General features: G+C 51.6%; 24 protein-coding genes. 9 read left to right on the top strand and 15 right to left on the bottom strand.

Annotation, left to right across the window (positions count from 1 at the left end; translation table 11 throughout):
• Positions 1–5 precede the first annotated feature (5 nt).
• On the bottom strand, positions 6–1,208 hold the full coding sequence (locus B3007_RS04360) for a permease (RefSeq protein WP_301378443.1): 1,203 nt from the start codon (positions 1,206–1,208) through the stop codon (positions 6–8).
• The gene (locus B3007_RS04355) at positions 1,201–1,605 is read right to left on the bottom strand and encodes a MerR family transcriptional regulator (protein ID WP_076514635.1); all 405 of its coding nucleotides are present in this window, start codon (positions 1,603–1,605) and stop codon (positions 1,201–1,203) included. Before B3007_RS04355 ends, B3007_RS04360 begins: the two co-directional genes overlap by 8 nt.
• Before the next feature lie 161 nt (positions 1,606–1,766).
• Between B3007_RS04355 and B3007_RS04350 the strand changes: the two genes are divergently transcribed.
• Positions 1,767–3,638, top strand: a complete 1,872-nt coding sequence (locus tag B3007_RS04350) for a sensor domain-containing diguanylate cyclase (RefSeq protein ID WP_301378441.1) — start codon at positions 1,767–1,769, stop codon at positions 3,636–3,638.
• Here B3007_RS04350 and B3007_RS04345 read toward each other — a convergent pair.
• The 5 genes from B3007_RS04345 to B3007_RS04325 all read right to left on the bottom strand — a co-directional run bounded on the left by B3007_RS04345 (position 3,633) and on the right by B3007_RS04325 (position 7,106).
• Positions 3,633–4,490 (bottom strand): SDR family NAD(P)-dependent oxidoreductase, encoded by an 858-nt coding sequence (locus tag B3007_RS04345; RefSeq protein ID WP_068439876.1) that lies wholly within the window; start codon positions 4,488–4,490, stop codon positions 3,633–3,635. The two genes, B3007_RS04350 and B3007_RS04345, sit on opposite strands and share 6 nt — an antisense overlap.
• A 10-nt stretch (positions 4,491–4,500) precedes the next feature.
• Positions 4,501–5,697: a formate-dependent phosphoribosylglycinamide formyltransferase gene (gene purT / locus B3007_RS04340; RefSeq protein WP_301378439.1), complete on the bottom strand. Its 1,197-nt coding sequence runs from the start codon at positions 5,695–5,697 to the stop codon at positions 4,501–4,503.
• A 42-nt stretch (positions 5,698–5,739) separates the two neighbouring features.
• Complete coding sequence (locus B3007_RS04335) at positions 5,740–5,955, bottom strand: DUF1289 domain-containing protein (RefSeq protein WP_068438746.1); 216 nt, start codon at positions 5,953–5,955, stop codon at positions 5,740–5,742.
• Positions 5,952–6,476 (bottom strand): gamma carbonic anhydrase family protein, encoded by a 525-nt coding sequence (locus B3007_RS04330; protein ID WP_068438745.1) that lies wholly within the window; start codon positions 6,474–6,476, stop codon positions 5,952–5,954. Before B3007_RS04330 ends, B3007_RS04335 begins: the two co-directional genes overlap by 4 nt.
• Before the next feature lie 66 nt (positions 6,477–6,542).
• Positions 6,543–7,106, bottom strand: coding sequence for a CoA pyrophosphatase (locus B3007_RS04325; RefSeq protein WP_068439923.1), 564 nt, complete (start codon positions 7,104–7,106; stop codon positions 6,543–6,545).
• A 413-nt stretch (positions 7,107–7,519) separates the two neighbouring features.
• Between B3007_RS04325 and B3007_RS04320 the strand changes: the two genes are divergently transcribed.
• Both B3007_RS04320 and B3007_RS04315 read left to right on the top strand, forming a co-directional pair.
• Positions 7,520–7,858, top strand: a complete 339-nt coding sequence (locus B3007_RS04320) for a DUF3135 domain-containing protein (protein ID WP_297532952.1) — start codon at positions 7,520–7,522, stop codon at positions 7,856–7,858.
• 39 nt (positions 7,859–7,897) lie between these two features.
• Entirely contained in the window at positions 7,898–8,443 is a 546-nt protein-coding gene (locus B3007_RS04315; protein WP_301378434.1) for an NUDIX hydrolase, read from the top strand.
• 3 nt (positions 8,444–8,446) lie between these two features.
• Here the strand turns inward: B3007_RS04315 and B3007_RS04310 are convergent, their stop codons facing one another.
• Positions 8,447–8,758, bottom strand: coding sequence for a YqfO family protein (locus tag B3007_RS04310; RefSeq protein WP_301378432.1), 312 nt, complete (start codon positions 8,756–8,758; stop codon positions 8,447–8,449).
• 25 nt (positions 8,759–8,783) lie between these two features.
• A complete protein-coding gene (locus tag B3007_RS04305; protein ID WP_301378430.1) occupies positions 8,784–9,032 on the bottom strand; it encodes a YkgJ family cysteine cluster protein in 249 nt (82 codons plus the stop codon).
• A gap of 145 nt (positions 9,033–9,177) precedes the next feature.
• Here B3007_RS04305 and B3007_RS04300 point away from each other — a divergent pair, with 145 nt between their 5' ends.
• The 6 genes from B3007_RS04300 to B3007_RS04275 all read left to right on the top strand — a co-directional run bounded on the left by B3007_RS04300 (position 9,178) and on the right by B3007_RS04275 (position 16,736).
• The gene (locus B3007_RS04300; RefSeq protein ID WP_301378428.1) at positions 9,178–9,729 is read left to right on the top strand and encodes a hypothetical protein; all 552 of its coding nucleotides are present in this window, start codon (positions 9,178–9,180) and stop codon (positions 9,727–9,729) included.
• Positions 9,730–9,758: 29 nt separating this feature from the next.
• The gene (locus B3007_RS04295; protein ID WP_068439891.1) at positions 9,759–9,914 is read left to right on the top strand and encodes a cell developmental protein SirA; all 156 of its coding nucleotides are present in this window, start codon (positions 9,759–9,761) and stop codon (positions 9,912–9,914) included.
• On the top strand, positions 9,911–10,591 hold the full coding sequence (locus B3007_RS04290) for a pseudouridine synthase (RefSeq protein WP_301378425.1): 681 nt from the start codon (positions 9,911–9,913) through the stop codon (positions 10,589–10,591). The genes B3007_RS04295 and B3007_RS04290 overlap by 4 nt, the downstream gene beginning before the upstream one ends.
• A gap of 191 nt (positions 10,592–10,782) precedes the next feature.
• The gene (locus B3007_RS04285; RefSeq protein WP_301378423.1) at positions 10,783–11,871 is read left to right on the top strand and encodes an efflux RND transporter periplasmic adaptor subunit; all 1,089 of its coding nucleotides are present in this window, start codon (positions 10,783–10,785) and stop codon (positions 11,869–11,871) included.
• Between the two features lie 12 nt (positions 11,872–11,883).
• A complete protein-coding gene (locus tag B3007_RS04280) occupies positions 11,884–15,099 on the top strand; it encodes an efflux RND transporter permease subunit (protein WP_297532947.1) in 3,216 nt (1,071 codons plus the stop codon).
• Between the two features lie 56 nt (positions 15,100–15,155).
• Positions 15,156–16,736 (top strand): sensor histidine kinase, encoded by a 1,581-nt coding sequence (locus B3007_RS04275; protein ID WP_301378421.1) that lies wholly within the window; start codon positions 15,156–15,158, stop codon positions 16,734–16,736.
• Between the two features lie 12 nt (positions 16,737–16,748).
• On the opposite strand, the gene B3007_RS04270 is transcribed toward B3007_RS04275, so the two are convergent.
• The 6 genes from B3007_RS04270 to B3007_RS04245 form a co-directional block, all read right to left on the bottom strand.
• Entirely contained in the window at positions 16,749–19,913 is a 3,165-nt protein-coding gene (locus B3007_RS04270; protein ID WP_297532945.1) for an efflux RND transporter permease subunit, read from the bottom strand.
• Positions 19,910–21,097, bottom strand: a complete 1,188-nt coding sequence (locus tag B3007_RS04265) for an efflux RND transporter periplasmic adaptor subunit (protein WP_301378418.1) — start codon at positions 21,095–21,097, stop codon at positions 19,910–19,912. The genes B3007_RS04270 and B3007_RS04265 overlap by 4 nt, the downstream gene beginning before the upstream one ends.
• Positions 21,094–22,503 (bottom strand): TolC family protein, encoded by a 1,410-nt coding sequence (locus B3007_RS04260; RefSeq protein WP_297532943.1) that lies wholly within the window; start codon positions 22,501–22,503, stop codon positions 21,094–21,096. The genes B3007_RS04265 and B3007_RS04260 overlap by 4 nt, the downstream gene beginning before the upstream one ends.
• A gap of 121 nt (positions 22,504–22,624) precedes the next feature.
• Positions 22,625–23,866 (bottom strand): hypothetical protein, encoded by a 1,242-nt coding sequence (locus tag B3007_RS04255; protein ID WP_068439908.1) that lies wholly within the window; start codon positions 23,864–23,866, stop codon positions 22,625–22,627.
• 9 nt (positions 23,867–23,875) lie between these two features.
• Positions 23,876–24,658: an outer membrane lipoprotein-sorting protein gene (locus B3007_RS04250; protein ID WP_068439910.1), complete on the bottom strand. Its 783-nt coding sequence runs from the start codon at positions 24,656–24,658 to the stop codon at positions 23,876–23,878.
• Positions 24,655–26,985, bottom strand: a complete 2,331-nt coding sequence (locus B3007_RS04245) for an efflux RND transporter permease subunit (protein ID WP_301378414.1) — start codon at positions 26,983–26,985, stop codon at positions 24,655–24,657. The genes B3007_RS04250 and B3007_RS04245 overlap by 4 nt, the downstream gene beginning before the upstream one ends.
• Positions 26,986–27,000 lie beyond the last annotated feature (15 nt).

The following is a 27,000-nucleotide window of genomic DNA, read 5'->3' as shown; positions in this document are numbered from 1 at the left end:
AAGTGTCACGCACCTGCCACGTTCATAATCCAACCGATAGCCAAAACCTGCGGCACCGTAACCAGAGGCAAAAACAGTGCAATCTTCCAGCTACGTGTCGTATCTTTCAACGCCATAATCTCTGTATAGTCTGTCGCTGCACCAGCCATCAGAAAGGTGAACGCGTTCCCAGGAGCCCCGGCTCGATTGAACAGGTCGGCAGCGATGGGGCTCGATCCCTCAGAGCAGACCTCAATGAGCGTTGTGGCCAGCAGGGTCAATAGCAGCCCAGACATACTTGCCCCAAACCACACACCAAAACTCTCGGGCGGTACAAAAGCCCGGATTAATGCGACCAGTACAACGCCAAAAACCACCCATCTCAGCACCATTCTGGATTCCTTCAATCCGCCCCAGAACATCTGGAGCAAGGCCTTAGGACGCCAGTCGTGTTCCTTCCAGGATGCTTTCACAGACGGCCAGAACGCAATGTCGTCAAACTCCACAGTGTTAGGGTTTCCGGGCAGGACACCCCGGTCACACAAGCGATCAAAAATCCAACCGCTGATCCAGGCGATCACCAATGATGCAAGGATAAACAGTAACGTCCATTGCAGGCCGATCAAACCGACGAGAATAAGTGTCAGTGTCAGGGAATTCCATGGACTGGCGATAAGGAACGCCATCACCTGTCCGATACTCGCTCCACGCTCATACAGTTTCATCGCGACCATCAGGATGCCATGGTTGCACAAGTCAAGCAGCAGCCCGGCGAGCGTCGCCCGGAATATACCGCGCTTACTGCCTCCCCTGCCGAGTACCGACATGATCGCTTCTCGCGGAATCCGCCCGAGGATGCCGACGAAGAAGGCAGCAGACAGTATCCCCCACCACATGGCATTCACCATTTCATAACTCGTATGGAGCATGCTTCCTAACCAGTCAGGGTACTGATCCGTGTGACCGATAACCAGAAAACCCAAATAGCCCAGAACAACCGCAGGCAAGCAAGTCCACATTATCCAGTCCCGGCGTTGCTTGTCTGCGGGGGCACAGCAGGAAGCATCGTCGCTCGAAACAGGCGTATCGGACCCACAGCAGCTACTGACAGGCTCTTTTGGCTTGCCAGCGCAACAACCAGTACTTTCTGCCGCAGGCTTACTGGAAGTATCTGAGCACGTGTCTGCCGGAGATGACGCACTGCAGCAGCTTTTCTTATCGTCACTCATAGTGACCTCCTTCAATCAGATGGCAAATATGGTCGCCACAAGGGGAACAGTCCGGTAATTTCTTCCACTCTTCCACCGCAGACTCCATACGCTTTACCAAAGCCTGCATATTAATCAGTTTTTCCTGAGCCTCTCTCAACCTGAGCTCAATCAATTCACGGGCATGAGGGCAAAGAGACTGCCCCTGGGTAGCATCCGAAAGCAGTTGCTGGATATCATCCAGCGTGAAGCCCAGCGCCCGAGCCCTCAAAATAAACGAGAGTCGCCTGACTTCTTCGTGGCCAAAACTATGATACCCCGAAGCATCTTTACCGGGTGTCAGCAGCCCCGACCGCACATAATGCCGAACGGTATTCACGTTCACGGCAAACCTTTTCGCAAGCTCACTCGCTTTCATACACTCACTCACCTGTTTAGCTTCGAACTCAGTGTACGATAAACCTGCGAGTAACTCTCAGGTCAAGCACTCAAAATATCTCTTAACTATCCAGCCTATGCTGCGCATTCTACATTTCTGAACTACCTTTGTTACAGCGGGTTTTTTATGAGTAGAACGGCTTGGAAACGACATACTCGCTGACACACATGACTGACTACCTCAATCTTCCGTCACTGGACTATCCCGATATGCGACTAACACTGTTTCTCGTATTACTGTTCTGCATGCCAACGCAGGCACTCACAGTCATTACGGGAAACTCGTTCGAACACTACAACCTCGAAGGAGGGCTGGAATACAGGTTGCAGGCATCTCCAGATCGTCCGCAAATGAATACCGACTGGGAAGTCGCCCGCGATACACTTACTTTCGGATTCAACCCAGATAACCTCTGGATCCGCTTTGCCGTGCGCAATACCTCATCCGAGACACAAAACCTGATTCTCGATTTCCCCTACCCTCTGCTCGATGAAGTGGATGTGTATATTAAAGATGAATCAGGCAATGAGACCCTTCATCAGTTGGGTGACACACGCCCTGCAAGTGCTCAGAAGATACAGCATCCACATCTGCTTGCCGATTTCCGACTCCCTGCGATGAGTGAGCACCAGATAATTGTCCGTGTGAAAACCGAGGCGACTCTCAATGTACCGCTGGCACTTTGGGCGCAAAGTGCGTTCGTATCATCTTCGGTCCGGACAACCGTATTCGACATGATGATGTACGGCATATTAGTGGGGATTGCCCTCTACCATCTGCTTCTGTTTGCCCAGCTCAGAGAACCCTCATATTTCTGGTATTCGGCCTTCCTTATTACTTTGGTCAGCATCTTCGCTTACTTTCAGGGCTACATAAACGCATACGCATTCGAAAGCCTCCGGCGACACAGTAACCACTTTCTGTCGTGGTCGTATGCACTCGTTGCGCTGTCCTGCATATTTTACATACAAAGGACACTCGACTTGCCTCGTAGCCGTCCAGGGTATTCTAAAGCCCTCAATGCGGTTGTTGCTTCCGGGGTCATACTGGCCATAGCCGCCATGTACATTCCCTACTCCTTGTCCATCAAGCTTCTTACCGGCTACGCCATTTTTGCTACCCTGGTCGTCATCAGTTCACAGGCTATAAGAGTCCTTGATCAGTACGAGCCCGCTTATTACGGCTTCAGCGCCAGTACATTTCTGTTAATAGGAATGGGCATCACAATATTAGAAAAAACAGGTCTGATTGTGTCGACACCCGTCACCCGCTCCGCAGGCGACGTAGGCTTTACCATCATGGCCATTTTCTACGCACTATTACTTTCTCAACGTATGCGCTGGGAACAGTACAAGAGGCACAAGGCCGAGCTGGCCGTGCGCCTGAGCAATGCGGAGTTGCTGCAAACACAGCAAAAGCTGAATAAAAAACTGGATGTGTTAGTGCGCGAAAGAACAGTTGAGCTGGAGAAAACCAACGAACAACTGCATCAGGCGAGTATCACCGATCCGCTGACGGGCCTGTTTAACCGGCGCCACTTCGATCAGGAATTTCAGCGACTTCATCAGAACGCTACCTATGACGGATCTTCGTTAAGCCTGATATTGTTAGATATAGACCACTTCAAAGCCATTAACGATCACTACGGCCATCCCGCAGGTGACGCCTGCCTGATCGATATCGCTAACCGTATTCAGTCAGTTGCTAAAAATTTTGATGCAGTCTGTGCCCGATATGGCGGTGAAGAATTTATTATTCTGATGGCCGATGAAGATCTCTCCACCGCTAGCGCAGCAGCGCAGACTCTTCTGTCCCTGATAAGAGAAGTACCTGTCTCCGTCTCTGGTCACAGCATCAGAGTGACCGCGAGCATTGGAGTAATTGCACGCCAACCAGGCAGCTCGGACGAAACAGATACTCTGCTTAAGGCAGCCGATGAACTTCTGTATCAGGCCAAATCACAAGGAAGAGATCAGATCTGCAGCCCTGAATCGACCAACGTCCTGTTATGACTCACCGAAAGTAGAAATACCAAAAACCTCTTTACTGAAGTCCCAGAGGTCATCCGTAAGCTTTTCACTACGCGATGACCGGCTTCTGATACCTGGTTTTCTGCGACACCAATATCCACCGTTCCGGCTCTTTGAATCATCCGTCGCCAGAAATATCTGCGTGTCAGCACCCTTTCGTTCAGAAATAAGAAATGGGAAAAACAGCTTCACAAACAAATCAGGAAACTGCCTGTAAAACTCGGTTTTCACCCCACCTGGATGAAAAGAAAATACTTTTACATTACTGTCCTTCAAGTGCTTTTCAAGACCGTTAACGAACAGGATATTGGCTAGTTTAGAGCGTCCATACAGCAGGAATTGCTTAAACAGGAAGCGGTCGCCTCGCGGTGGACTCGTGATGGTCGCGTTAAAATCGAGAATATTACCAACCCAATGAGCGACAGAACTGGTTACGATCAAGCGGGGATCATCAGAACGCTTAAGCAGAGGCATTAACTTGTGAGTCAGCAGGAAATGCCCCATGTGCGTGGCCGCAAACATATATTCATGGCCCGCGTCATTCTTACGAATCGACGAGGTAAATAAGCCAGCGTTGAGTATCAAACGATCAACCTGATCAAAGCGGGAGGCAATCGTTTCTGCAAACTCAGCCACACTCGCATAGTCAGCCATGTCAACCTGGGCGAATTCGACGTCTGCGGAGGGATGTTTTTCCAATATTTCCCGCACCACTCTCTGGCCTTTTACTTCATCTCGCGCAGCAATCACTACCCGGTAGCCAAGACCTGCCAAAGTCTCAGAAGTGATCTTGCCAAGGCCAGCGCTGCCTCCGGTAATGAGTGCTGTTTTCATGGTTTCGTCCTTATAAAGTGACAGAAATATCGGCAATCACAGCATTCGCTGTATCGCGTGCTTCCTCGATAGATTGGCTACGTGCCAGAGCAACACCTAATCGGCGTTTACCAGCAACCTCAGGCTTACCAAATAAACGTACCTGAGTATCTGGTCGGCTCAATGCCGCAGTCAGGTTACCAAACTGCATATTGGTCGATTCACCGGCCACCAGCAAAACTGAAGACGCTGAAGGCCCAGTCTGCACGATATTCGGAATCGGCAAACCAAGAATCGCTCTCGCATGCAGAGCGAACTCAGAGAGATCCTGAGAGATCAGAGTCACCAGCCCAGTATCGTGCGGACGAGGAGACACTTCACTGAAGATAACGTCGTCACCTTTCACAAACAGTTCGACACCAAACAGACCCCGACCACCGAGTTCTGACGTGACCTTTTCTGCAATCTGCTTTGCTTTGGCTAAAGCGGCATCCGTCATTGCCTGCGGCTGCCAGGACTCCTGATAATCGCCATCTTCCTGGCGATGCCCGATAGGATCACAGAAGCTCGTAACGATATTGCCAGCGCCATCATCATGTCGGATCGTCAACAGAGTGATTTCAAAATCGAAGTCGACAAAACCCTCAACGATGACTTTACCTTTACCAGCACGTCCACCTTCCTGAGCGTAATCCCAGGCGGCTTTAATCTGATCTTCTGATTTAACAAAACTCTGGCCTTTGCCTGAGGAGCTCATGATCGGCTTCACTAGACATGGCAGTCCGATGGACTTTACCGCAGCCTCGTACTCTTCATCGGAAGCGGCGAACTGATACGAAGATGTTGGTACTTCTAAGGTTTCGGCCGCGAGCCGGCGAATACCTTCACGGTTCATGGTCAGCTGAGTCGCACGCGCAGTTGGAACCACGTTAAATCCTTCTGACTCCAGTTCAGCCAGAGTTTCTGTCGCAATGGCTTCAATTTCAGGAACAATCAGAGCAGGCTTTTCACTCTCAATCACCTCACGAAGAGCCTTACCGTCAAGCATTGAAATAACATGGCTGCGATCAGCCACCTGCATAGCAGGCGCATTGGCGTAGCGGTCGACGGCAATGACCTCACAGCCGAGACGCTGCAGTTCAATTGCAACTTCTTTTCCCAGCTCTCCCGAGCCACAGAGAAGAACACGGGTTGCCATAGGTGAGAACGGAGTACCAATTGTGGTCATAATATCAATCCAAATCTGTTAAACGTGCATGGTACGTACTGCTTATTCGGCAGAGGCGTCCACACTAAAAAAATTCATTGCGGCGCGTTCCCGCTCGCCGACCAACTGCATCACCTCGCGACGCTGGTCGTTCGTCATGCTGCCCCAGTCTGTGATTTCCTGACCGGTGCGGTAGCAGCCCAGACAGACATTATTTTCATCGAGAGCACAGATACTGACACAAGGTGATCTGAGCGGCGCTTCGTTTGTGTCCGTCATAAATCAACTTCTTCCAGAGTATTCGTATAACGCTCAGCGTTCTGCACGTAGTGCGCGGCGCTGGCTTCTAATAATTTCTTCTGCATATCATTTAACTCTCGCTTAATGACCGCTGGAGACCCCACCACGAGAGAACCATCAGGAATATCCATACCCTCAGGAACCAGAGCATTCGCACCGATAATGCAGTGCTTACCGATACGTGCTTTGTTCAGAATCACTGCACCAATTCCAATCAGCGAATAATCACCAATATCACACCCGTGCAGCATGGCATTATGACCAACAGTCACCCCCTTCCCTAAGGTCAGAGGAATGCCTGAGTCTGTATGCAGAACTGCACCATCCTGAACATTTGACTGTGGCCCCACTGTAATAACGTCGTTGTCACCGCGCAGCACAGCGTTGAACCAGATGCTCGATTCTTCACACAGAACACAGCTGCCGATTACCGTTGCATTCCCGGCGACAAATACGCCTTCTTTCTTTTCTGGAGTTCGGTCATCGATTCGGTAAAACATAACGTACCTCTTGCTCTGACGAGTGATGAGCCTCGACAGGTAATTCAGATTTCCGGGGCCACAGGATCAGTACTTGAGACTGATATCAGCATCCCAGAAGTTATTCATAAATTCGGCAATCATCATGGCGGTTAACCCCCATATATGAAAGTCCTCGAAATCGTAGCTCGGTAAGCGAATAGCCCCGCGTTCGAAATAGCGACTGGGCGGCTGAGTGAACAACGACAGCGGCACCTCAAATACTGCATCCAACTCGTCAGGGCTGGCCACATGCTGAAGCCCAGGCGGAATAATCGCCAGAACCGGAGTCACCAGATACCCAAAACGACTGACCACCTGATCAAGCTCCCCGATGACGGTAACATCCGCGGGGTGCAGGGCCACCTCCTCATGCGCCTCGCGAAGTGCCGTGGCTACAATGCTGTCGTCCTCCGGGTCTCGTTTACCTCCAGGAAAGGCCACTTCCCCCTTGTGAGAAGACAGATGTGCGGCCCGGCGAGTGAGAAGAACATTTGGAGAAGGCTCATCGGTAAGAGCAAGCAAGACACCGGCCTCAGCAAGGTCAGGCTGAGGAATCTGTCTGGGGGTCAACTGTTGATGCTTCATCGACAACAGATCATGTAGGGGCATATTCGTCATATGGCCATTGTAAGCTCAGAGGTAATCCGTGGCTATCCGTGCGCCCTGTCAAAAAAATCGCAGTCACTGAATACTAAAAACACCAAACTGCATTAATTGTCGTATTTTGACCGATTTATAGATCATTTTATAATCAGAGCAATAAATTAAATAACCTAACCTACTAGAAAAACCGCAATCCACTTTCGCTGAACAAGCGGTTAACCCACTGATTTATAACAATTTTCCAAGTAACACAAAGTTACAGTAAAGATTTTTTTCAAGATAATCAGATAGTTAGACAGGTTAAACAATGACAGTGATGTATGTTTGACGCTTTCACCTTGGGGTAGACTAGTTTCCGAAATATGCAAATGCGCGACTTGCAGAATCTAGAAACAGATACGAGGTATTGAGCCGTGGACATGCCATCTTTTGACGAAATGGTTCGCTTAGCGAAGAACGATCCTGAAACACTGGAACGTATCCGCCTGAAACTGATTGAAGAAACCATCGCCGAAGCACCAGCAAATTGTCACCGCCGCTTACGTGGCCTGCAATTCCAGATTGACATGGAGCGCCGCCGAGCCAGCAACCCAATGAGTGCCTGCGTCAAAATCTCCAAAATGATGCACGACTCACTCTACACAATGCGCCAGACTCTGAACGCCGCTGTGGGTCAGACCACCGACGACGTTATTATGCCACTTGAAACACCGTTACAGGCGCAGGTGCTCGCCTTCCCTATGCAGGCTAATAGCTGATTGCATATACTGCCCTCAGTTCTACTGGGGGCCACCACCATGAAATACTGCAGCCATTGCCGCGCTGAAGTCACCTTTGACATTCCTGAGGGCGACAACCGTCACCGTCACATCTGCCATAGCTGCGACACCATTTTCTACGAAAACCCCAGAATCGTTGCCGGGACACTTCCGGTCTTTGACGGCCGGATATTGCTGTGTAAACGCGCGATTTCTCCGCGCAAAGGCTACTGGACACTCCCTGCCGGGTTTATGGAGAACGGTGAAAGTACCGAACAGGCGGCTCTAAGAGAAACCTGGGAAGAAGCGGAAGCCCGTCCTGTACTGGGTAACCTCTACAGCATGATTACCGTACCGCACATAAACCAGGTCCATATTTTCTTTCTCGCTGACATGCAGGTACCCGAACTTTCTGCCGGCCCTGAAAGTCTGGAGGTTGCGCTTTTCACGCCCGCTGAAATCCCATGGGATGAGATCGCCTTCCCGACGGTATCAGAAACACTGAAGCGCTTTATCGACGGCGCTACCGGGCCTCACGTGTTTGATATCCGCCCCGATCAGGCTTTACACGCAGGCAATGACTGACAATCAGATATCGGCGAGCTGCCACACGTCGTAGGCAGGCTCTTCGTACGGGTGCGCCAACTTCATTGCAGCGACCGCCGCTTTGATCAGATCGTCGGTACAGACCAGTTCTACGCGATATTCAACGACTTTCTCGATGTCACCAACTTTGCCGATATGAGGCTGTGCCCCTTCAAGAGGGCGGAACTGGCCCTCTCCTATGCTCTGAAAACAGCAATGCTCATAGTCACCGATCCGGCCGGCCCCAGAAGCAAATACGGCTTCTTTCACTGGCTCCAGATGGTCCTCTGGCACAAAAAATACGAATTTATACACGTTTGCCTCCAGTCAACGAGCTCGGTCAGGTGATGCGTTCCAACTCAATCAGATTGGCCATGGCCTGTTTACTCCCCCCGCCACAAATATCAGGGTCAGCTTTGAACTGATGACAGACATCCGGACGTGATGGATCGCCAAACAAGCGACAAAGGTTGTCCTCGTCGAGTTGAACACAGCGGACACCCGCAGGCTTACCCTCAGGCATTCCGGGAATCGAACTGGAAATCGACGGAGCAATGCAGCAGGCGCCGCAGCCAGGCTCACACTTCATATAACACGCTAAAACCGGTAGAGAATGTATCTGTTCGACGGAGCGAACAGAGTGTTAGCTTACCCGGCCTGACGCCAGCTTGGTAGCGCTTGCCAGCGACAGTTCACTGGGATAGCCTTGCGGGACTTAATCTGGAGCCCAAATCATGCGCTTGCTATTGCCGCTCATTGGTGTGTTCGCAACAATCTTCGCAACGGTCGATACTGTACATGCTGAGCCTACTAACTTCAGAGTCGGGGCTGGCCTCCTGAAGTACGACGTTCACCCGGCTCCTGACTACATGCCGGACTTCCGCCAGTCAGGCACTACGATCTTTGCCGAATTTCCACAGGACAACTATCACGGCTCCCGCTTCATTATTTACGCACTCGATGAGGGCGATACTTCACTTTGGGGCTATGAGACCCAGATGATGATAGGTTACGGCCTGGCCCAGCCTGGGTTCCGCATTCACACAGGGCCTGCATGGCATCGCGAAGTGATTGATGTGCGCCGTAATGGCGAGGCTGACCCACAGGTATTTAATGGTTGGGGATGGCAGCTTGGCACTGGTTACCAATACCGGGCCCTTACTCTTGAAATCGCGGCGACCTACCGCGATACCCGTGACTACCGCCAGGAAAATAAGGCAGCCACCGGAAACGACACACCTCCAGCCCCTATCCTTTCAAACCTTCTGATCAGCTATCGCTTCTGATCAGAACAGCTTGCCCGTAAGGAACCTCTATGACGAACCCTGTTGCTGTTAAGTACATGTCCAGAGCAGAAATAGAAAGCCTGATGTACACCACAACTGCCGAGTCAGGTAATCAGCAAGCGGAGCTCTTCGAAGCCCTGGTAAGACGTCTTCTCGAAATCATGGAGCAGGACGCACACCGTTGAGTGAGTCCTCTGCGACTAAACCCTCTGACTCTGTGCCCTCAGTCATTGCTCAGGGGCAAGGTTGGCTCGTACTGGATAAACCCGCAGGCCAAAGCTTTCACAGTGAAGATGGTGTGCCCGGATTCTTCGCCGCAGCCGAAGCCGCGCTTGGCCAGAAGCTCTGGCCAGTGCACCGGCTGGATAAAGTCACCTCGGGATTGGTTCTGGTCGCCACCTCAACAGAGAGCGCCGCTTTCCTGTCGCAGCAATTTGCAGAGCGGACAACCAGTAAGTACTACCTTGCCCTGTCACGTCAGCGGCCTAAGAAGAAACAGGGCCTCATCAAAGGTGATATGGGTAAAGCCCGGAACGGCAGTTACCGCCTTCTACGCACCCTCGATAACCCCGCAACCACCCGTTTCTGGAGCAGGTTTGACACCTCTGGGGGTGAGCGCCTTTTTTTGCTGAAGCCTCATACCGGAAAAACTCACCAGTTGCGTGTTGCCATGAAAAGCCTAGGCGCCCCTATTCTCGGCGATACCCGATATGGTGGTGAGCAAGCCGACCGCACCTATCTGCATGCCTGGGCTTTGGAGTTTAACGATGGCCAGGTACAGCAGCGCCTGTTTTCATACCCGTCCGGCAGCCACTGGCCCGATATCCCTGACGATTGGCGCGACCCTTTTACGAATTTCTGACCCTCCTCAACGACGAAACCCGTTCTGCTGAAAGCCATCTACTCTGTCTACTATTCTGTCTGGAGTGGACATGGAAGGATATTGAATCATTCAGCACAGAAGAGTTGCGCAACCCATGTTCTTTTATTAGCATATTACCAAGTAGTAATATTTAGAACATTTCCGGCGAAGAGAACCAGAGAGGAACAATCATGAGTCTCCAGAAGTTTCTGAACAGCGCATTGCTTACCAGCGTTATCCTGATGCCTCTTCACTCGATGGCAGAGACACTCACTATCACAGAAACTATGCTGCCAGATACCTTCAACCTCGACGGCACTATCGAAGCAGTCAACTCAGGTACGATTTCAGCACAGACGAGTGGCAATATCCTCTCAATCAATGGTGATGTCGGCGACAGTGTAGAAAATGGCGAGATACTTATCCGTATCGACAACACCCAACAAAAGGCCGCGGTAGCTCAATCAGAAGCGGCCCTTGCTCAAGCCCAGGCACTCAATGACGACGCCCAGACACTGCTGAAGCGCAATGCCCGACTGGTTAAACAAGGCACACTTTCTCAAGGTGAATACGACCGTTCGGAAGCACAGGCGAAAAGTTCAGCGGCCAACGTCGAGGCAGCTAAAGCAGCTCTGCGTCAGGCCCGCACACAGCTTTCTTATACCGAAGTCACAGCACCCTACGCCGGTATCATCATGGAGCGTTTTGTCGAAGTCGGAGAGTTTGTCAGCCCGGGAACACCCTTAATGAGTGGCTATGGTACTGGCGCAATGCGCGCAGTGACAGACGTTCCACAGCGTATCGCTGCAAAGTACACAAATACCAGTCAGGTCAGTATTCAGGTAAAAGACTCACACACACCAGCAACTGACGTTACCCTCTACCCATTCGCAGACAGCAGCCGCCACAGTGTCCGCCTGCGGGCAACACTTGCTGAAGATACGAGCCAGACGGTCGTTCCGGGCCAGTGGGTTAAAGTTCAGCTCCAGGTAGGTTCACGCCCTGCCATTCTCGTTCCCGAAGCCGCGATTCTGCGCCGTGGCGAAATGACCGCTGTCTTTGTCACAATGAACGAGCGCTCTACTCTGAGACAAGTGCGCGTCGGTGCTCAGCGACAACTCCCGCAACAACTCCCTCAACAACGCCAGGGAGAAACCTGGTACGAAATTCTGGCGGGTCTGAATGCTGGCGAAACCATCAAGGCCAATGCGCTTGATGAACTGGGAGACAGAAGTGCCAACAGTAGCACCAGCACCGATGCTCAGCCTGATGTTAAGTAAGTGAGGGACACCATGACACAGCCTCTGGGTATATCAGGAAAAACCGCTCGCGCGTTTCAGAACTCCGCGATTACTCCTCTCCTCGCCATCGTCGGTTTATTACTTGGCTTCTTCGCCATCCTGGTGACGCCGAAAGAAGAAGAACCACAGATCGACGTGACCTTTGCAAATGTGTTCATCGGATATCCGGGAGCCAGTGCACAGGATGTTGAGCAGTTGGTTTCGATCCCTGCAGAACAGGTAATGTCTGAAATAAAGGGAGTCGACGATATCTTTTCGATCAGTCAGCCTGGGCAAGCCATACTGACGGTCGCTTTTGAAGTCGGCATTCCTCGCGAAGAAGCGATCCTGAATCTCTACAACCAGGTGCACAGCAACAAAGATTGGTTTCCACCCAACCTCGGTGTCATGGAGCCGGTCATTAAACCGATGGGCATTGATGATGTGCCCATCATGAGTATTACCCTGCGCGGCAAAGACGCTTCTGTCAGCGCCAACGAACTGACCGCCATTGCACATACACTCGAAACTGATCTGAAGCAGATACCTGGTACGCGGGATATCTACAGCATTGGTACTCAGTCAGATGTTCTGCAGGTAAAACTCGACCCTGCACGTATGAATGGCCACGGGCTGGCGTTCAGCGATGTCCGGAATGCGCTTCTGAGCGCGAATGTCGGAGGCTACCGTCAATCACTCGTCCAGAATAACGAGGTCATTCAGATTCAGGCGGGAAATTTTCTCCGCGACCGTTCTGAAGTGGGCCAACTCATTGTCGGTCGCAGTCAAAGCGGGCTGGTATATCTGGCTGACGTTGCAGACATAACGCTCGCCAATGACACCCCAGAGCAATACGTCAGCTACCGGGCTCTTGGTATGGAAAGCAGCCTGCCAGCCGTCACCCTTGCTATTGCCAAACAGCCGGGTACAAACGCAGTCGATATTACACAAGGCATTGAAGCGCGGCTGACTACACTGAAAAACCGCTTGATTCCAGACACTGTCATTGCTGAGATCACTCGTGACTACGGTATTACAGCGAAAGATAAGTCAGACAAGTTGATCGCAAAACTCCTGTTCGCGACTGCCGCTGTCGTTGTACTGGTACTGGCGACCATGAGCTGGCGCGAAGCCATTATTGTTGGCGGCGCCATATTTATTACCCTCGCCATCACTTTATTTGCAAGCTGGGTCTGGGGCTTTACCCTCAACCGTGTCTCCTTGTTCGCGCTTATTTTCTCCATTGGTATTCTTGTCGATGACGCCATCGTCGTCGTAGAAAATATTCACCGCCATATGCATAAAGGCGGCAAAAAGCTTCTTGAAGTTATTCCTACCGCCGTCGAAGAAGTCGGCGGCCCTACGATTCTGGCTACGTTTACGGTAATTGCTGCACTCATGCCGATGGCGTTCGTTTCTGGATTAATGGGCCCGTATATGAGTCCAATCCCGATTAACGCCTCGACAGGTATGCTTATTTCTCTGGTTGTGGCCTTTGTCGTCACGCCATGGCTGTCATACAAGCTGCTTAGAAAAGTGTCAGAGAAACACGAGAACACACCAGCAACGCACGATGACGACGATGCATCAGGAAAACTCTATGCCGTATTCAATAAGTCGATGCGACCGTTTATTGAAGGCAAAGGGGCAGGAAAAAAACGCGGGTTACTGTTTGCCGCTATTACTCTTCTGATCATGGTTGCAGTGTCACTGCCGGTATTTACCGCGGTAGTGATGAAAATGCTGCCCTTCGACAATAAATCAGAATTTCAGATCGTCGTAGATATGCCTGAGGGCTCCCCCGTAGAGGAAACACTCGCGGTGCTGGAAGCCTTGTCTGAAGAACTCATGACAGTTCCTGAAATTCGTGACGTTCAGATGTACGCGGGGACAGCGGCGCCTATCAACTTTAACGGTCTGGTACGGCAATATTATCTGAGAGGGCTGCCTCATCAGGGGGATATTCAGGTCAACCTTGTCGATAAACATCAGCGAGATCGCCAGTCCCACGACATTGCTCTGTCAGTCCGCGCACCTCTGCAAGCCATTGGCGAGAAAATGAATGCCAATGTAAAAGTCGTTGAGGTACCGCCAGGACCACCGGTCATGGCGCCCATTGTCGCTGAGATTTATGGCCCCGACTACGAACGCCAGGTTGCTGCGGCAAAACAGTTACGCGCAGTATTTGAAGCGACACCCGATATCGTTGATACCGACGATATGATTGAAGATGATCAGGCGAAATGGCTGATACGTATCGACCGTCAACGCGCTGCTCATGTGGGCGTAGCGCAAGCCAGCATTGTGCAGGCAATCAATACCGCGTTGGGTGGTGAAGATGTCAGTTACCTTCATACAGGCCAGCAGAAGTACCCTTTGCCGATTCGTCTGGAGTTACCCGAAGGTGATAAAACCGGCCTGAATAATCTCCTGACTCTCAGAGTAAAAAGTGCAGACGGTCGTTATTTTGCGCTCGCGGATCTGGTGACGATTGAAGAATCGACGGTCGAGAAAACCATTTACCGTAAGAACCTGAAGCCCGTGGTCTTCGTGACTGCAGATATGGCTGGTGAGTTGGACAGCCCACTCTATGGCTTGTTCTCAATCGCCATGGATATGCCAGAGCACAACCTGAACTGGGAGCAATGGTTTATTCAACAACCGCCTATGGCCGACACGATCGAAATGAAGTGGGATGGCGAATGGCAGATAACCTATGAAACATTCCGCGACATGGGCATTGCCTACGGTATCGGCATGATTCTGATTTACCTGCTTGTAGTCGCGCAGTTCAGATCGTATCTGGTACCGCTCATTATCATGGCGCCTATTCCATTAACTGTCATTGGTGTCATGCCCGGGCATGCCCTGTTTGGTGCCCAGTTTACCGCCACATCAATGATCGGAATGATCGCGCTGGCCGGTATCATTGTGCGGAACTCCATTTTGCTGGTTGATTTCATTAACCAGAAAACAGGCGAAGGCATGCGATTCGAAGACGCCGTCGTGCACTCTGCGGCCGTGCGTTCAAAGCCCATTGCACTGACAGGCGTTGCAGCTATGATTGGCGCTTTCTTTATTCTTGATGACCCAATCTTCAACGGTCTCGCGATTTCGCTGATTTTTGGTATTCTGGTATCGACTGTTCTGACTCTGGTTGTGATTCCGCTGCTCTACTTCAGCACCATGCGTGGAAAGCTCACCAGCCAGCCCAGCGATAACAGGTAACCGTTGCCGCTGGAAATAACAGGAAGCAAGCCTCAGCATTACAAGGAAGAGCCAGCGTGAGCCAGGAACCCCAGAAGATATCAACATCCGCCAGACGGTCCATCGTCTGCCGGATGTTTCTGTATATCTGCCTGACGCTAATCCTCGTTGGCAGTATTGCCGGCACCCTGCTCTACAGTATTCAGTTTGAACGCGAAATTGAGCGTGAGCATCAGGAAATGATGCGCATCACGAACACCTTCAAACCCGCTATTGCCCATGCTCTCTGGCAGTACGACAAACAGCAGCTACGCCTTCTTGTCGCCGGTTTACAGGGCGACCCGGGGGTCTCTTATGTGCGCGCTGTCGACACAGAGAACTTCAGCGCTGAGGCCGGCACAAGGCCATACCATTCTCACGTTACCCGTATCCCGGTTTACTACGACGAACTGCTGGTCGGCGATCTCAGTGTTGCGTATTTCAATGGCAGCCCCTGGCAGAAAGCGCTTGAGAATGCCTTACCCTATATCGGCAGTATTTTTCTCCTGCTATTGGTACTCGCAGGCGCCCTCGTGCTCGTACTGCATCAGATTGTCACGCGACGCATCACCAAACTGGCACGGGCTGTAAACAATCGGATTGAACACGGCATACTGACACCAGTCGATATCAGCCCAAGCCGGTCCATGGACGACGTCGATCAACTGATGGTGGCCTTTCGTGAACTCAACGAGCAGCTGATTAAGGAGCTTGAGCGCAACAAGCTGGCTCAACATCAGTTAAGTAAAGCGAACACCGAGCTTGAAGACAGGGTCGAGGAACGTACCGAGCACCTGTCAGAAACCATTGCACAGCTCAATCAGACCGTCGACGAACTGAACACCACTCAGTCCCAACTTATCGAAGCGGAAAAACAATCCGCGCTCGGCGGTATGATCGCTGGTATTGGTCACGAGATAGAGACCCCGCTGGGGCTATGCCTGACGATGGAGTCGTGTCTTCGTAATGACGTACAGGCGGTCATCGCTGAATATCCCGAGCTGGCCAAAACGGAAGAATGGTCGCGGGTTTCCGAGAGCCTGGAACTACTGAGAGAAAATCTGCGCCGTGCCACCAGCCTGATGAAGAGTTTTAAATCCGTATCAGCAGGTCATATAAATGACGATAACGACTGGATTTATATTCACAAAACCATTGCAGATCTGCTCCGCAGCCTGTCGCCTATGTTGCGTAATCACCCGTACGAAATCCGGGTTAATTGCCCTGTGGATATCTGCATACAGGCATCCCCAACAGCGATCACTCAGATACTGACTAACCTCATCACAAACTCGCTGAAACATGGTTTTTCAGGTCGGGCTGAGGGCCTTGTTGTCATTACGATAAAAGAAGATTCAGACAACCTGATCATGGATTATCAGGACGACGGTATCGGCCTTAGCCGTGAAGCTGCGAAAAGAATATTTGAGCCAATGTTCACGACCTGCCGCAGCGACGGTGGTACTGGACTGGGTATGCATCTGGTTTACAACATTATCAAACAGCGCATGAAGGGCGATATCAATATAGAGCCGTCAGACACCGGTGTGCACTTCCGCATGGTCATGCCAATCAGTAAAGCCAAGCGGCGCGATAAAGGCCGCCAGGCTATTTACTGATTTCTTGCGCGATCAGGCTTTTACTGTCGCGTCCTGAGGCTCAATATCAGCGAACTCACTATTCTCCGCCGAATCATTACCTTCGACATCACTCAATCCCAGCTTATCCAGCACGTTACTTAACATGATGTAGAGCGCTGGCAGAACCAGAAGACAGACGAAGGTCGTGAACAAAATGCCGAACCCAAGAGATACCGCCATGGGTGCAATAAACTGCGCCTGACGCGAAGTCTCGAACACCATAGGCGCAAGTCCACCAAAGGTCGTCAGTGTTGTAAGCAGAATCGGTCGGAAACGACGGATGCCCGCCGAAATAATCGCGTCATGCGCGTTCATTTTCTTGTCTCGGCGCTGCCGGTTAGCAAAATCGACCAGAATCAGGCTGTCGTTGACCACGACACCCGCCAGCGCAACGATCCCCATAATACTCATCACGCTGAGGCCATACCCCATCATCAGGTGGCCGTATAAGGCGCCTGCAGCACCAAAGGGAATAACCGCCATCACCAGCAAAGGCTGCGAGTAACTTCTGAACGGGATCGCCAGCAAGACATAAATCAGCAGCATAGAGAAAAAGCCATAAAGCTTGAGTGACGACATGCTTTCCTGAGTTTCAGCCTGACGCCCCTGGAAGCCGAAATCAACGCCGGGATAGCGCGAACGCATGTCCGGAAAAATACTCTCCTGCAACAAACTCATTACCGCAGGCACCTGTTCTCTCGGCTCGACGTTCGCCGTTACGTTCACAATCTGGCGACCGTTGCGTCGTGATATGGATGACGGCGATACGCCCTTCTCAAGTATCGCGACTTCTGCCAGAGGTACGTAGCTTCCAGACGGCGTCAGAATACGTAAGCGCTCAATATCCGCGGCTCGGCTACGCTCTTCTTCCGGCAAACGCACCAGTACCGTGACTTCACTGTTGCCGCGCTGCTGACGTAATGCACGCGAGCCGTATATCGCCGCCCGAATCTGTGCCGCCACATCGTCGGCCTCAAGCCCCAGACTGCGCCCCTGATCGGTCAACTCCACATCCCACTCAGGCTTCCCGCTGTTAAATCCATTCGCAATGTCTTTAACCCCAGTAATACCCGCCAGAGCATTCGCCATATCTTCACTGGCTCGCTCCAGAACATCGGTATGGCTACCACGAAGCTCGACCGTCAGGCCCGCGCCCCCAGAAGGGCCGCCGCCGCGCTCAGAGTCAAATGTCAGGCTACGAACACCCGCAATTTCACCGATTTCTTCACGCCATAAATTCACCAGTTCTGCTGCAGGAATTGGTCGCGCATCTGAGTCAACCAGTTGCCCTTCGACCTCTACACTGGTGCCATTGACGTCGCCCTCAATACTTAATAAGAACTCAGTCCCGTCAGCTTCGAATGGCGCAACAACGGTGCGAAGATCCCGCTCAAGTTTTTTGCGCACATCCGTCGCCTGTTGCAGAGGTGCATTTGACGGTAGTTCGACCGTAGCAACAACAAACTCACCCTCAAGACGCGGGAACATGCTGAAGCCCATGCGGCCGCTTGCAGCCCATGCCATCGCGATCATCAGAAAGAAAAATGCTACTGCGAAGGTCAGGCCGGGCGCACGAACTGCACGGCGTAATATCGGCTGGTAAATTTCGTTGATGAAGTAACCAAGCTTACTGTCGACATTCCGTTGAATTTTTTCCAGAAAGTTCAGTGGCGCATCTTTCGGCTTCTTTTTCAAATTCGCAAGGTGTGTAGGCAGAATGAACAGAGCTTCAATCCAAGATATCAGGAAGCAGCTGATAACAACCACGGGGATCGCAAGGAACAGTTTCCCCATCATCCCCGGCAACGCAAGAATCGGTAAAAATGCTGCGACGTTGGTCAGAATGGCGAACGCCAGAGGCACGGCGACTTCTCTCGCCCCCTGCACTGCGGCATCAGGAAATGCCATGCCCTGCTGCATATGCTCAAAGATATTTTCACCGGCAATAATGGCGTCATCAACGACAATCCCGAGCGCAATAATAAAGGCGAACATCGAGATCATATTGATGGATACATCGGCCGCTGGAATTAACAGCAAGGCGCCTAAGAACGCCGTTGGGATACCCATCGTCACCCAGAAGGCGAGACGATATTCCAGAAACAGACTCAGCAATACAAGAACCAGCACCAGACCAATGGCGGCATTTTTCATCAACAGACCAACACGCTGGTTATACGTTTCACCATCGTCATCAGTAACGATCAGTTCAACACCCGGAGGTAATCGGGTTTTGATTTCTTCCATTTGCCGATACGCGGCTTCGGTGACGGTGAAAGGCGTCTGGTTTTCGCTGCGGTAAATATCCAGTCCGATGGAAGGGTTACCGTTATACGTCACTTCACGGTTGGAATCGCCAAAGCCATCAGAAATAGTAGCGATATCACCAAGCTGTAAAAGCACACCAGAGTCATCACTGATCACAGGCAACTTACTGAATTCATCCGCCCAATAAATACGATTATCCAGCGTCAGCAGAATATCGCCGCCACTGGTACGAACCGTACCGGCGCTCTGCTCGATGGCGTTGGCAGCAATAGTATTCGCCACCTGCTGAAGGGTCAGGCCATAAGATTCAAGTGTTGCCTGAGAGATCTCAACGTGCAGTTCTTCATCAGGCGTACCTTTAACTTCAACGTTGGTAATTTCTGGCGCCGCCAGTAAATCATTACGTATCTGCTCGGCGAGCTTCTTCAGTTCAAATTTACTCAGAGGGCCAAAGAGTTTGATGTCCATAACATCAATAGAATGGCCGGACAAACTAACTACAGGACGCTCGATACCCGCCGGAAAGCTACTGATGTTACTGACTGCCTGCTGAATATCCTGATACGCTTTCTGACGATCGCCGCTGTTCTCAATCTCGACAGAAACACGGGCAGCGCCTTGAGCAGCCGTCGACGTAATTTCTTTCAGGCCATCGAGGCCCGTCAGTTCATTTTCAATCGGTAAGACAACGCCCTGCTCCATCTCTGAAGGCGTCGCTCCCGGATAGGCAACATTCACCGAAACATAATCGGCTTCAGTACTCGGGATAAATTCCTTACGAATTGCCAACGACATCAGAATTCCGCCAATGATCAGAAATGCCATCAGCAGATTGGGCGCAACCCCATGTCGCGCCATCCAGGAAACTGGCCCAGCCTTATTGATCATGGCTGATCTCCTGCAAATCCGTCAGATTTCTGGCCTAGATTCAGATCAGTATTCTGCCCTGAAACCCGCACAGGCATACCCTCAACCGCGGCATCAACCTGACTGGCCAGCAGCTGATCGCCCGGCCCAAAGCCTCCAGAGAACCAAACAAAGTCACGCCCGGAATAAAGAAGTTCGGGCTGTCGTTTGCGTAGCTTCAGATCATTAATCACCCAAACACTGCCGTCGTCATTAACGCGATCACGACGTACCTGATAGGCATCGTCAAACTCCCGACCCGCCAGCGTCAGTGTGACAAAATCATTCACCAGAACGATCGGGCCATACTCTGGGTCCAGAGGGCTCTTGAGTGATAAAATAACGCGCGCCTGACGGTCACCACTATCGACACCCGGTAGCACGTTCAGAATAGAAGCCGTCCGGGTTTTCTTACCCCAGGCGGAGTGAGATACGATCACCTCGTGATCACGATCCAGAAGCGGCAAGAAAGATCGCGGGAGTTTCGCTTCGACCCAGAACTCAGAAGTTGCAACGGCCGAAAAGAGTTCGCTACCGGCACTGGCATAGCTGCCCGGGCTGACCGCGCGCGAACTTAAGCGACCGTCAAATGGCATACGGATTTCGGTACGAGCCAGATTAATTTTTGCCTGTTTTACAGCAGCTTCAGCACTGGCCATATCGGCCTCAGCAACCTGAAGCTGAGGCTCACGCAGAACCAGCGCACGGTCGGACGTCGACAGTTCGGTGCCTGAAAGTGCGTACTCTTCCTGAGCAAGGCTGACCTGCCCTTCTTCAATTGCCAGTGCCGCTTTCGCCTGAGCCAGTGTTGCCTGAGCCTGTTCCAGTGCTAATTCATAATCACCCTTCTCAAGCTGCGCCAGTAACGCGCCTTTTTTTAACAGCGCACCGGGCACCGCCTGAGCTGAGACCTGTTCCACTCTTCCGCTTACCTGAGCAACCAGAGTCACACTGTCGGACGCTGTTACCGCACCGCCAGTTTGCCACGACGCACGGGAAGCCACTTTCTCAAGCGGCTCTGCATCTACAAGCCGCGCTATTTTTTCCCGCTCTTTTTTACCCGGCTTAGGCGCCGTATCCTGAATGAGTTTCCACGCGCCGAAACTCGCAAGAATAATAAGAATACTGACACCGGCTAATGCCAGGTTTTTCTTACGATCGGTCATGCGTCGGTTTCTCCGAATCTGCCGTGACTAACGGCTTTGTATAATTGAATTCTTGATTGAGTAAGGTTCCAGCGGGCAGTCAATTGCTGGGATTCGAGGCTCAGGAGTTCTTGCTGGGCGTTGAGCAGATCGAGAAAATCAATCTGACCACGCGCGTAGTAGTAATCCTGTAGCTCGAGAGTTTTTCGTGCAAGTTCAAGTTGGTCCGTCAGGCTTTGTAGCGTCTTCAGGTACCGCTGCTCTTCTACCAGCGCCTGCTGAACTTCCTGAGCGGCTTCAAGTACGGTCTGACTGTAATCTGCCAGAGCCTCCTGCTCCGCTGCTTTCTGCCGGTCGACTTCTGCTCGACGACCGGCGCCATCGATGATCGGCAACACCAGAGAGCCGGCAAGATTGGCGACCCAGTTATCAAACAGTTGGCTGAAGTCTGCGTCACTATCGCGATAACTTGCTGAGAGGGAAAAACGGGGATAACGGTTCGCGGCGGCAACCGCCACACCGGCACTGGCCGCCTGAAGCCTGGCGTACGCTTCCTGAACATCCGGGCGTGCTTTCAGGGCTTCCAGAGGAACGTTATTCAGTGCCATATCAGGCTGAGGAACTGGCGTCAGGTCAGACACCATATCAGCCGTTATAGGCGCCTGCCCACGACCCAGCCAGAGAGCAAGCTGTTGCAGATAGATATCACGCTGTGCTTCAGCTTCGATGATATCAACACTCAGTGACTCAACCAGCTGCTGTTGTTGCCAGACATCTGTCAGTGCTGCCTGACCGCGACGCTTACGACCTTCGACTACCTTAAGCGCAGTTGCGAGACGTTGCTTCTGGTCTTCGAGAAGACGCAGCTTTCCGGCCTGAACACGCAACCCCAACCAATAGGTCGAGACTTCACCCGCTACTGTATTAGCCAACGTACGATACGCCGCTTCACTGGCATCGGCACTGAAGCGGGACTGAGCTGCTCCCGCACGAATGCCACCCCATAGGTCAATTTCATAACTGGCGGTTAAGCCGGCTGACCAGGTATCCGTGGTTGAGTCTTCACTGGTCCATTGCCGGCTTTTTCCAAGCTCTGCATTAACTTCCGGATAGTAATCACTGCGCGAGCCCCGTAACTGTGCCAGGCTCTGACGCAAACGCGCCTCTGCAGCCTGTAGGCTGTAATTGCCTTGCAGAGCATCATTGACGTACTCATTCAGTTCACTGTCGTTAAACGTCGTCCACCAATCGACCGCAGGTAAGACCTGTTGTTGATCAGTGAAGGTATCGGGAAGAACGATGGGGTCAGGTTCTGATACAGCAACGCTGCTGCACCCCTGCACTGCCATGACGGCAGAAGAAAGCAGAAGTAGCCGGGATGCCAGTCTTGTCGACCGGCCAGAGAGGTAGGAAGGGGGGCCGCTCACGGAAGAAGCTCCATAATAATCTGAGCCCAATGATAGAGCCTCAGCAGAGCGACTGATATTGCATTTTACCCTTCTTTACCGCCTCTGACGGCCCTCGACAGGCCGCCAGTGCAGAATGGCATCAGAAGAAAAAGTTTAGCGCCACTTCGAAGGTATCATCTCGGCGGAAAATGCTCGCAAGTGACTCCTCCTCTGCTGTTACCAAAGTAATAGTCGCATCAATCGTCATCGACGGATTTAACCGGGTATTGGCTTCCAGCAGAAATAAACGAGTGCCCGTATAATCGAGATCTTGTGTAATACCCGCAAGAATTTCACTCGACGCCATGTCATTGAAAACATAACGCGTGCCTAAGAACAGATCATTCTGGGCGTCAGAATACTCTGCACCACGGCTGTCGTACTGATACTCGGCAAGTAAGCCAAGATCAGCCGCATTTCCAAACGGGCCAACCAGAGTGTATTCAAAACCACCAACGGCTGCGGTCTGATCTTTGACCTCTATCCCACCCGGTAAGGCATCAAGCTGATAATCGCGATACAACAGTTCTGCCTTAAGCAACCAACCTTCAGGCGCAAACTGTATGGTAGAACCGATCTGATTCTGCATAGCGTAGTACGGCACCAGCTCAGTCAGCGTGAGCACACTGTTGACGACTTCCACCTGAGGAGCCAACAAAGGATCGCGCGATGTACCGCGGAATACAGACGCCGTCAGATCCAGTGGATACCCGTTCAGCTCAGAAACGTAAGACCAACGTGCCGCCAGATCAACATGCTGCTGCTCTTCGTCGGCCTGGTATTCAGCATCACCGCTGACCAGAAGCTCGGTGCGATAGCGCCCTGCTTCGCCCGGAAATGTACGTTCCCGGAAGCCGGGCAGTACGAAGGCCTCCCAGGTACCAACGTCAGACAACCAGATCCCCTGGATCATTGGCTGACCCAGTTTCTGATCGCCATCAATGGCTTCTACATAGTCTGTCTGGTTAATGACATCAACAAGATGCAGAGACTCAGTAACGCCCCAGAATACTTTACCTATACCAGCGCGCAGCTCCCATGGGCCATTCCACGTCATGAACATGGCTTCACGGATATCACCGTGCGTTCGCTCATCATCTGCAAAATCTTTGCGATAAAAAGGTACGAAAGTGAAACGACCGTTGCCAGATTCTGCATCCCAGACGACTTCAGGCTGCAACGTCAGTGACCATTGATCATCGACCTGCCCGCTGTAAGCACCGGACTCCAGGAAGCGACGTCCTTCAATACCCGCCTCAAGCGACAAGTCGAGCGCACTCACCAGAGGGGAAGCCCCCGCGCCTGCCAGCAACGCAGACACTGTCAGAAGTAGCTTTTTCATATTACTGCCTTATCGAGCACGCTTAAGCGATGCCTGACTGAAATCCGATTCGCTCAGCCCGGTATCAAACTCAATGCCGTGCGTGATGATGGTCGTGCTCTTGCCATTCTGGTGGTTTTGCATATCCAGCTTGTGCGCACGCCAGAACTTATCTTTGTAGAGTTTCCACTCAGACAGCTCAAGTGTTTTCAGCAATGTATTTTTACGATCGTAGTATTCCGTTTTTACCGCGCGCATGTGCTCGGTATCGATCCAGCTGATCTGGCGGGTATAGCCAGAAAATTTATCCACCGGATCACTTTCTACCACATGACACGTCATATCCTCAGCGCATGGCTCATCGCGCAGATAAGTAAATTCGTACTTTTCAGGCTCGAACGACCCCATATCTTCATAAGCAAATTCACTGCCCATAAAAGGGCCTGACTTGTTGCGGGAAGAAATACGCTTAACACGCTTCAGTGCGGGTAAATACAGCCACTGATCATCAGGTTTCGTATTGTGAGAAAAGCTCAGAAACGCCGTACCGCTGACATCTTTAGGCTCATCAAAAATCGTCAGGCCTTTATCACCGTCGTCCTGGATTTCAAAATTCTTCAGGCGCATTTTCCGTTCAGAGGTTTCCCCCTGTGAGTTACGCAGAATCATAGTCATCTCAGCCTGAGAATCGCCCCAGCCGGTGTCCCGCGCTTTACGCTCCTTAGCGATCTCGAGGCCTCGGCCACCGTCATCAGCGATAGCGAAAGGTGCAACCAATGCCAGTCCCGTCACGAGTGTAGTTATCAGTTTCATGCGTGTTCTCCTTTTAGGGATGTCTGCTCTTCAGCGTTTGCTTCAGGCTTATCTTTATCCAGCCACAACAGCATGGGTGGCAGGATGAGAAAATCAATGATCAGTGCGATCAGAATAATCAGGGACGTTGCAATCCCCATGTCTGAGTTCAGGCGGAAAGCCGAGAACGCCAGCATAGAGAAGCCAAGGACCAGAACCAGAGTGGTGATCAGCAGAGCACGGCCAACGTTGATAAACGAATAACGTACTGCCGCTTCGGTCATCATTCCCTCCATACGTGCACGCTTATATTTACTCAGAAAGTGCACTGTATCATCGACAATAATGCCAAGAGTCATTGAGCTGACGATAGAAAGGCCCAGGTTTATTTCACCAGAAATAAAGGTCCAGAAACCGAAACCAACCAGTGCTGGAGTAATATTCGGGAACAGGCTGATCACACCCAGCCTGAGCGACCGTAAAGCAAAAATCAGGATGCCTGAGATAATCACCAGTGCCATCATCATGCTGAGAATCATGCTCTTCATATTCGTCTCACCAATGTGAGAGAACATCACTGAAGGGCTGGCAGCAGTCAGCCGGATACCGGGAGCATTTGCATCCATCCAGTCTTTGGCGCGGTTCTCAAGCGAGATAATCTCAACGCTTCCCAGATTTTTCAGAATCGACGTCATTCGTACTGCAGACTTATCCACGTTAACCTGGTTATTCAGATCAAGTCCGTACGGCAAGGACATTTCGTACAGCAACAGATACTGAGCTGCCAGCTCGCGATCGTCTGGAATTCTGTACCAGTCAGGATCGTCTGCGTGCATGTTTTTATTCAGACGCATAAAGGTATCCGACAGGCCACTGACGTGATCAATCTCCGGCTGCTGTTCCAACCACTCGGTAAAATCGCGCATCACTGCAATAAACTCAGGATTACTGATGCCACCCGCTTCGTCGGTATACATAGCCCAATCGATCGACTGTGAACCTGAGAGCGTATCCGCCTGTTTATCAACCGACTGACGATACGCCGTCGATTCAGCAAAGTATTCTGTTGCAACATCGTTAATTTCATTACGCATGGCCAATGCACTTAATACAGCAACAACAGCAACACCGCCCCATAATAAAGGCGTCTGGTGACGAATCACGAAATCACCAAAGTGAGCCATAGCAGGCGCTTTATCGTCGACGCGGCCACCCGCTCCGACCGGCAGCACCGACAACAAAGCAGGGAACAGAGTGACAGACATCACGTACGCTAACATCACACCCATAGCGCAAAGAAATCCGAAGTCAGCGAATACAGGAGACTCCGACATCATGAGTGTCAGGAAGCCAACCGCGGTCGTCGCACTGGTAATAAAAATTGGCATCCAGTTCAACTCGAGGCTGTAGCGCACGGCTTCTTTTCTGCTCTTACCTTGCTTCATGCCATATTGCATGGTCGCTACCACATGAACGCAATCCGCCACCGCAATGGTCAGAACCACAATCGGTACGTTAATGGTCCCCGTCGACAGGAAAAAACCCATCCATCCAGCCAGCCCCATGGTGGCCATAATGGTCAGTACCAGAACAACGACAGTGGCGAGCATCGCCAGCACGCTGCGCAAAAGAACCGCCAGCAAGACTATGATCAATAGCAACATCGCAGGAACCAGAGTCGACATATCTTTCTGGCCTTCCGTCGCGAAGCTGTAATTCATCGGAATAATTCCGGTGTGATAGAAAGCAATATCCGGGTAGCGCTCGGCAAATTGCGCACTCAGATCGCGTACAAAATCCATCACACTGGCGACGTTCGCAGTGTTGTCAGTTACGTCCGGCAATTGCAGCGTAATATTGATCAGACTGACGTCGGTATCAGGAGAAATAATGCGACCATTCAGAGATGGCTCCGCCAGCGCCGTTTCGCGAATTCGGCTGAGGTCGTCTTCCGTTAATTCTTCAGGATAAAGCACCATATCCTCGACGATCATATCGTCGTATTCGGCCCAGGTATTCTGGTAGTTGGTCAGCGAATCTACACGGCTGGAAAACGGTGTCTGCCAGGCTTCTTCGGTATATTCCTGAATAAGCGTCAAAACAGTCTCGTCAATGACGTTACCCGATTCAGGAACAACCAATACGGCGATACTGTCGCTCTTATTGAAGACCTTCTGCATTTCTTCGAAGTCATTTAATGGGCCATACCCTTCTTCAAAGAAGACTTTATAGTCCCCGCGGAAATACAAATTTCCGGCACCTGCAGCAGCGACCAGCGCAGCAATAATCATGGCGACGATCACTATCCATGCACGTTCCGTTGCCTGTTTTTCTACCCATTGACGCATAGTGCGCTCTCCTGA

This window comes from Thalassolituus sp. UBA675 (assembly GCF_002297765.1).
Classification (GTDB): domain Bacteria; phylum Pseudomonadota; class Gammaproteobacteria; order Pseudomonadales; family Oceanobacteraceae; genus Thalassolituus.
The sequence above is the reverse complement of the archived record's forward strand: the minus strand, read 5'-3'. Positions and strand labels throughout refer to the sequence as shown.

Coding starts and splice junctions, on each gene's coding strand:
- B3007_RS04360 (WP_301378443.1), bottom strand. CDS start 1,208: ATGAGTGACGATAAGAAAAGCTGCTGCAGTGCGTCATCTCCGGCAGAC.
- B3007_RS04355 (WP_076514635.1), bottom strand. CDS start 1,605: ATGAAAGCGAGTGAGCTTGCGAAAAGGTTTGCCGTGAACGTGAATACC.
- B3007_RS04345 (WP_068439876.1), bottom strand. CDS start 4,490: ATGAAAACAGCACTCATTACCGGAGGCAGCGCTGGCCTTGGCAAGATC.
- purT (WP_301378439.1), bottom strand. CDS start 5,697: ATGACCACAATTGGTACTCCGTTCTCACCTATGGCAACCCGTGTTCTT.
- B3007_RS04335 (WP_068438746.1), bottom strand. CDS start 5,955: ATGACGGACACAAACGAAGCGCCGCTCAGATCACCTTGTGTCAGTATC.
- B3007_RS04330 (WP_068438745.1), bottom strand. CDS start 6,476: ATGTTTTACCGAATCGATGACCGAACTCCAGAAAAGAAAGAAGGCGTA.
- B3007_RS04325 (WP_068439923.1), bottom strand. CDS start 7,106: ATGCCCCTACATGATCTGTTGTCGATGAAGCATCAACAGTTGACCCCC.
- B3007_RS04320 (WP_297532952.1), top strand. CDS start 7,520: ATGCCATCTTTTGACGAAATGGTTCGCTTAGCGAAGAACGATCCTGAA.
- B3007_RS04315 (WP_301378434.1), top strand. CDS start 7,898: ATGAAATACTGCAGCCATTGCCGCGCTGAAGTCACCTTTGACATTCCT.
- B3007_RS04305 (WP_301378430.1), bottom strand. CDS start 9,032: ATGAAGTGTGAGCCTGGCTGCGGCGCCTGCTGCATTGCTCCGTCGATT.
- B3007_RS04300 (WP_301378428.1), top strand. CDS start 9,178: ATGCGCTTGCTATTGCCGCTCATTGGTGTGTTCGCAACAATCTTCGCA.
- B3007_RS04295 (WP_068439891.1), top strand. CDS start 9,759: ATGACGAACCCTGTTGCTGTTAAGTACATGTCCAGAGCAGAAATAGAA.
- B3007_RS04285 (WP_301378423.1), top strand. CDS start 10,783: ATGAGTCTCCAGAAGTTTCTGAACAGCGCATTGCTTACCAGCGTTATC.
- B3007_RS04280 (WP_297532947.1), top strand. CDS start 11,884: ATGACACAGCCTCTGGGTATATCAGGAAAAACCGCTCGCGCGTTTCAG.
- B3007_RS04270 (WP_297532945.1), bottom strand. CDS start 19,913: ATGATCAATAAGGCTGGGCCAGTTTCCTGGATGGCGCGACATGGGGTT.
- B3007_RS04265 (WP_301378418.1), bottom strand. CDS start 21,097: ATGACCGATCGTAAGAAAAACCTGGCATTAGCCGGTGTCAGTATTCTT.
- B3007_RS04255 (WP_068439908.1), bottom strand. CDS start 23,866: ATGAAAAAGCTACTTCTGACAGTGTCTGCGTTGCTGGCAGGCGCGGGG.
- B3007_RS04250 (WP_068439910.1), bottom strand. CDS start 24,658: ATGAAACTGATAACTACACTCGTGACGGGACTGGCATTGGTTGCACCT.
- B3007_RS04245 (WP_301378414.1), bottom strand. CDS start 26,985: ATGCGTCAATGGGTAGAAAAACAGGCAACGGAACGTGCATGGATAGTG.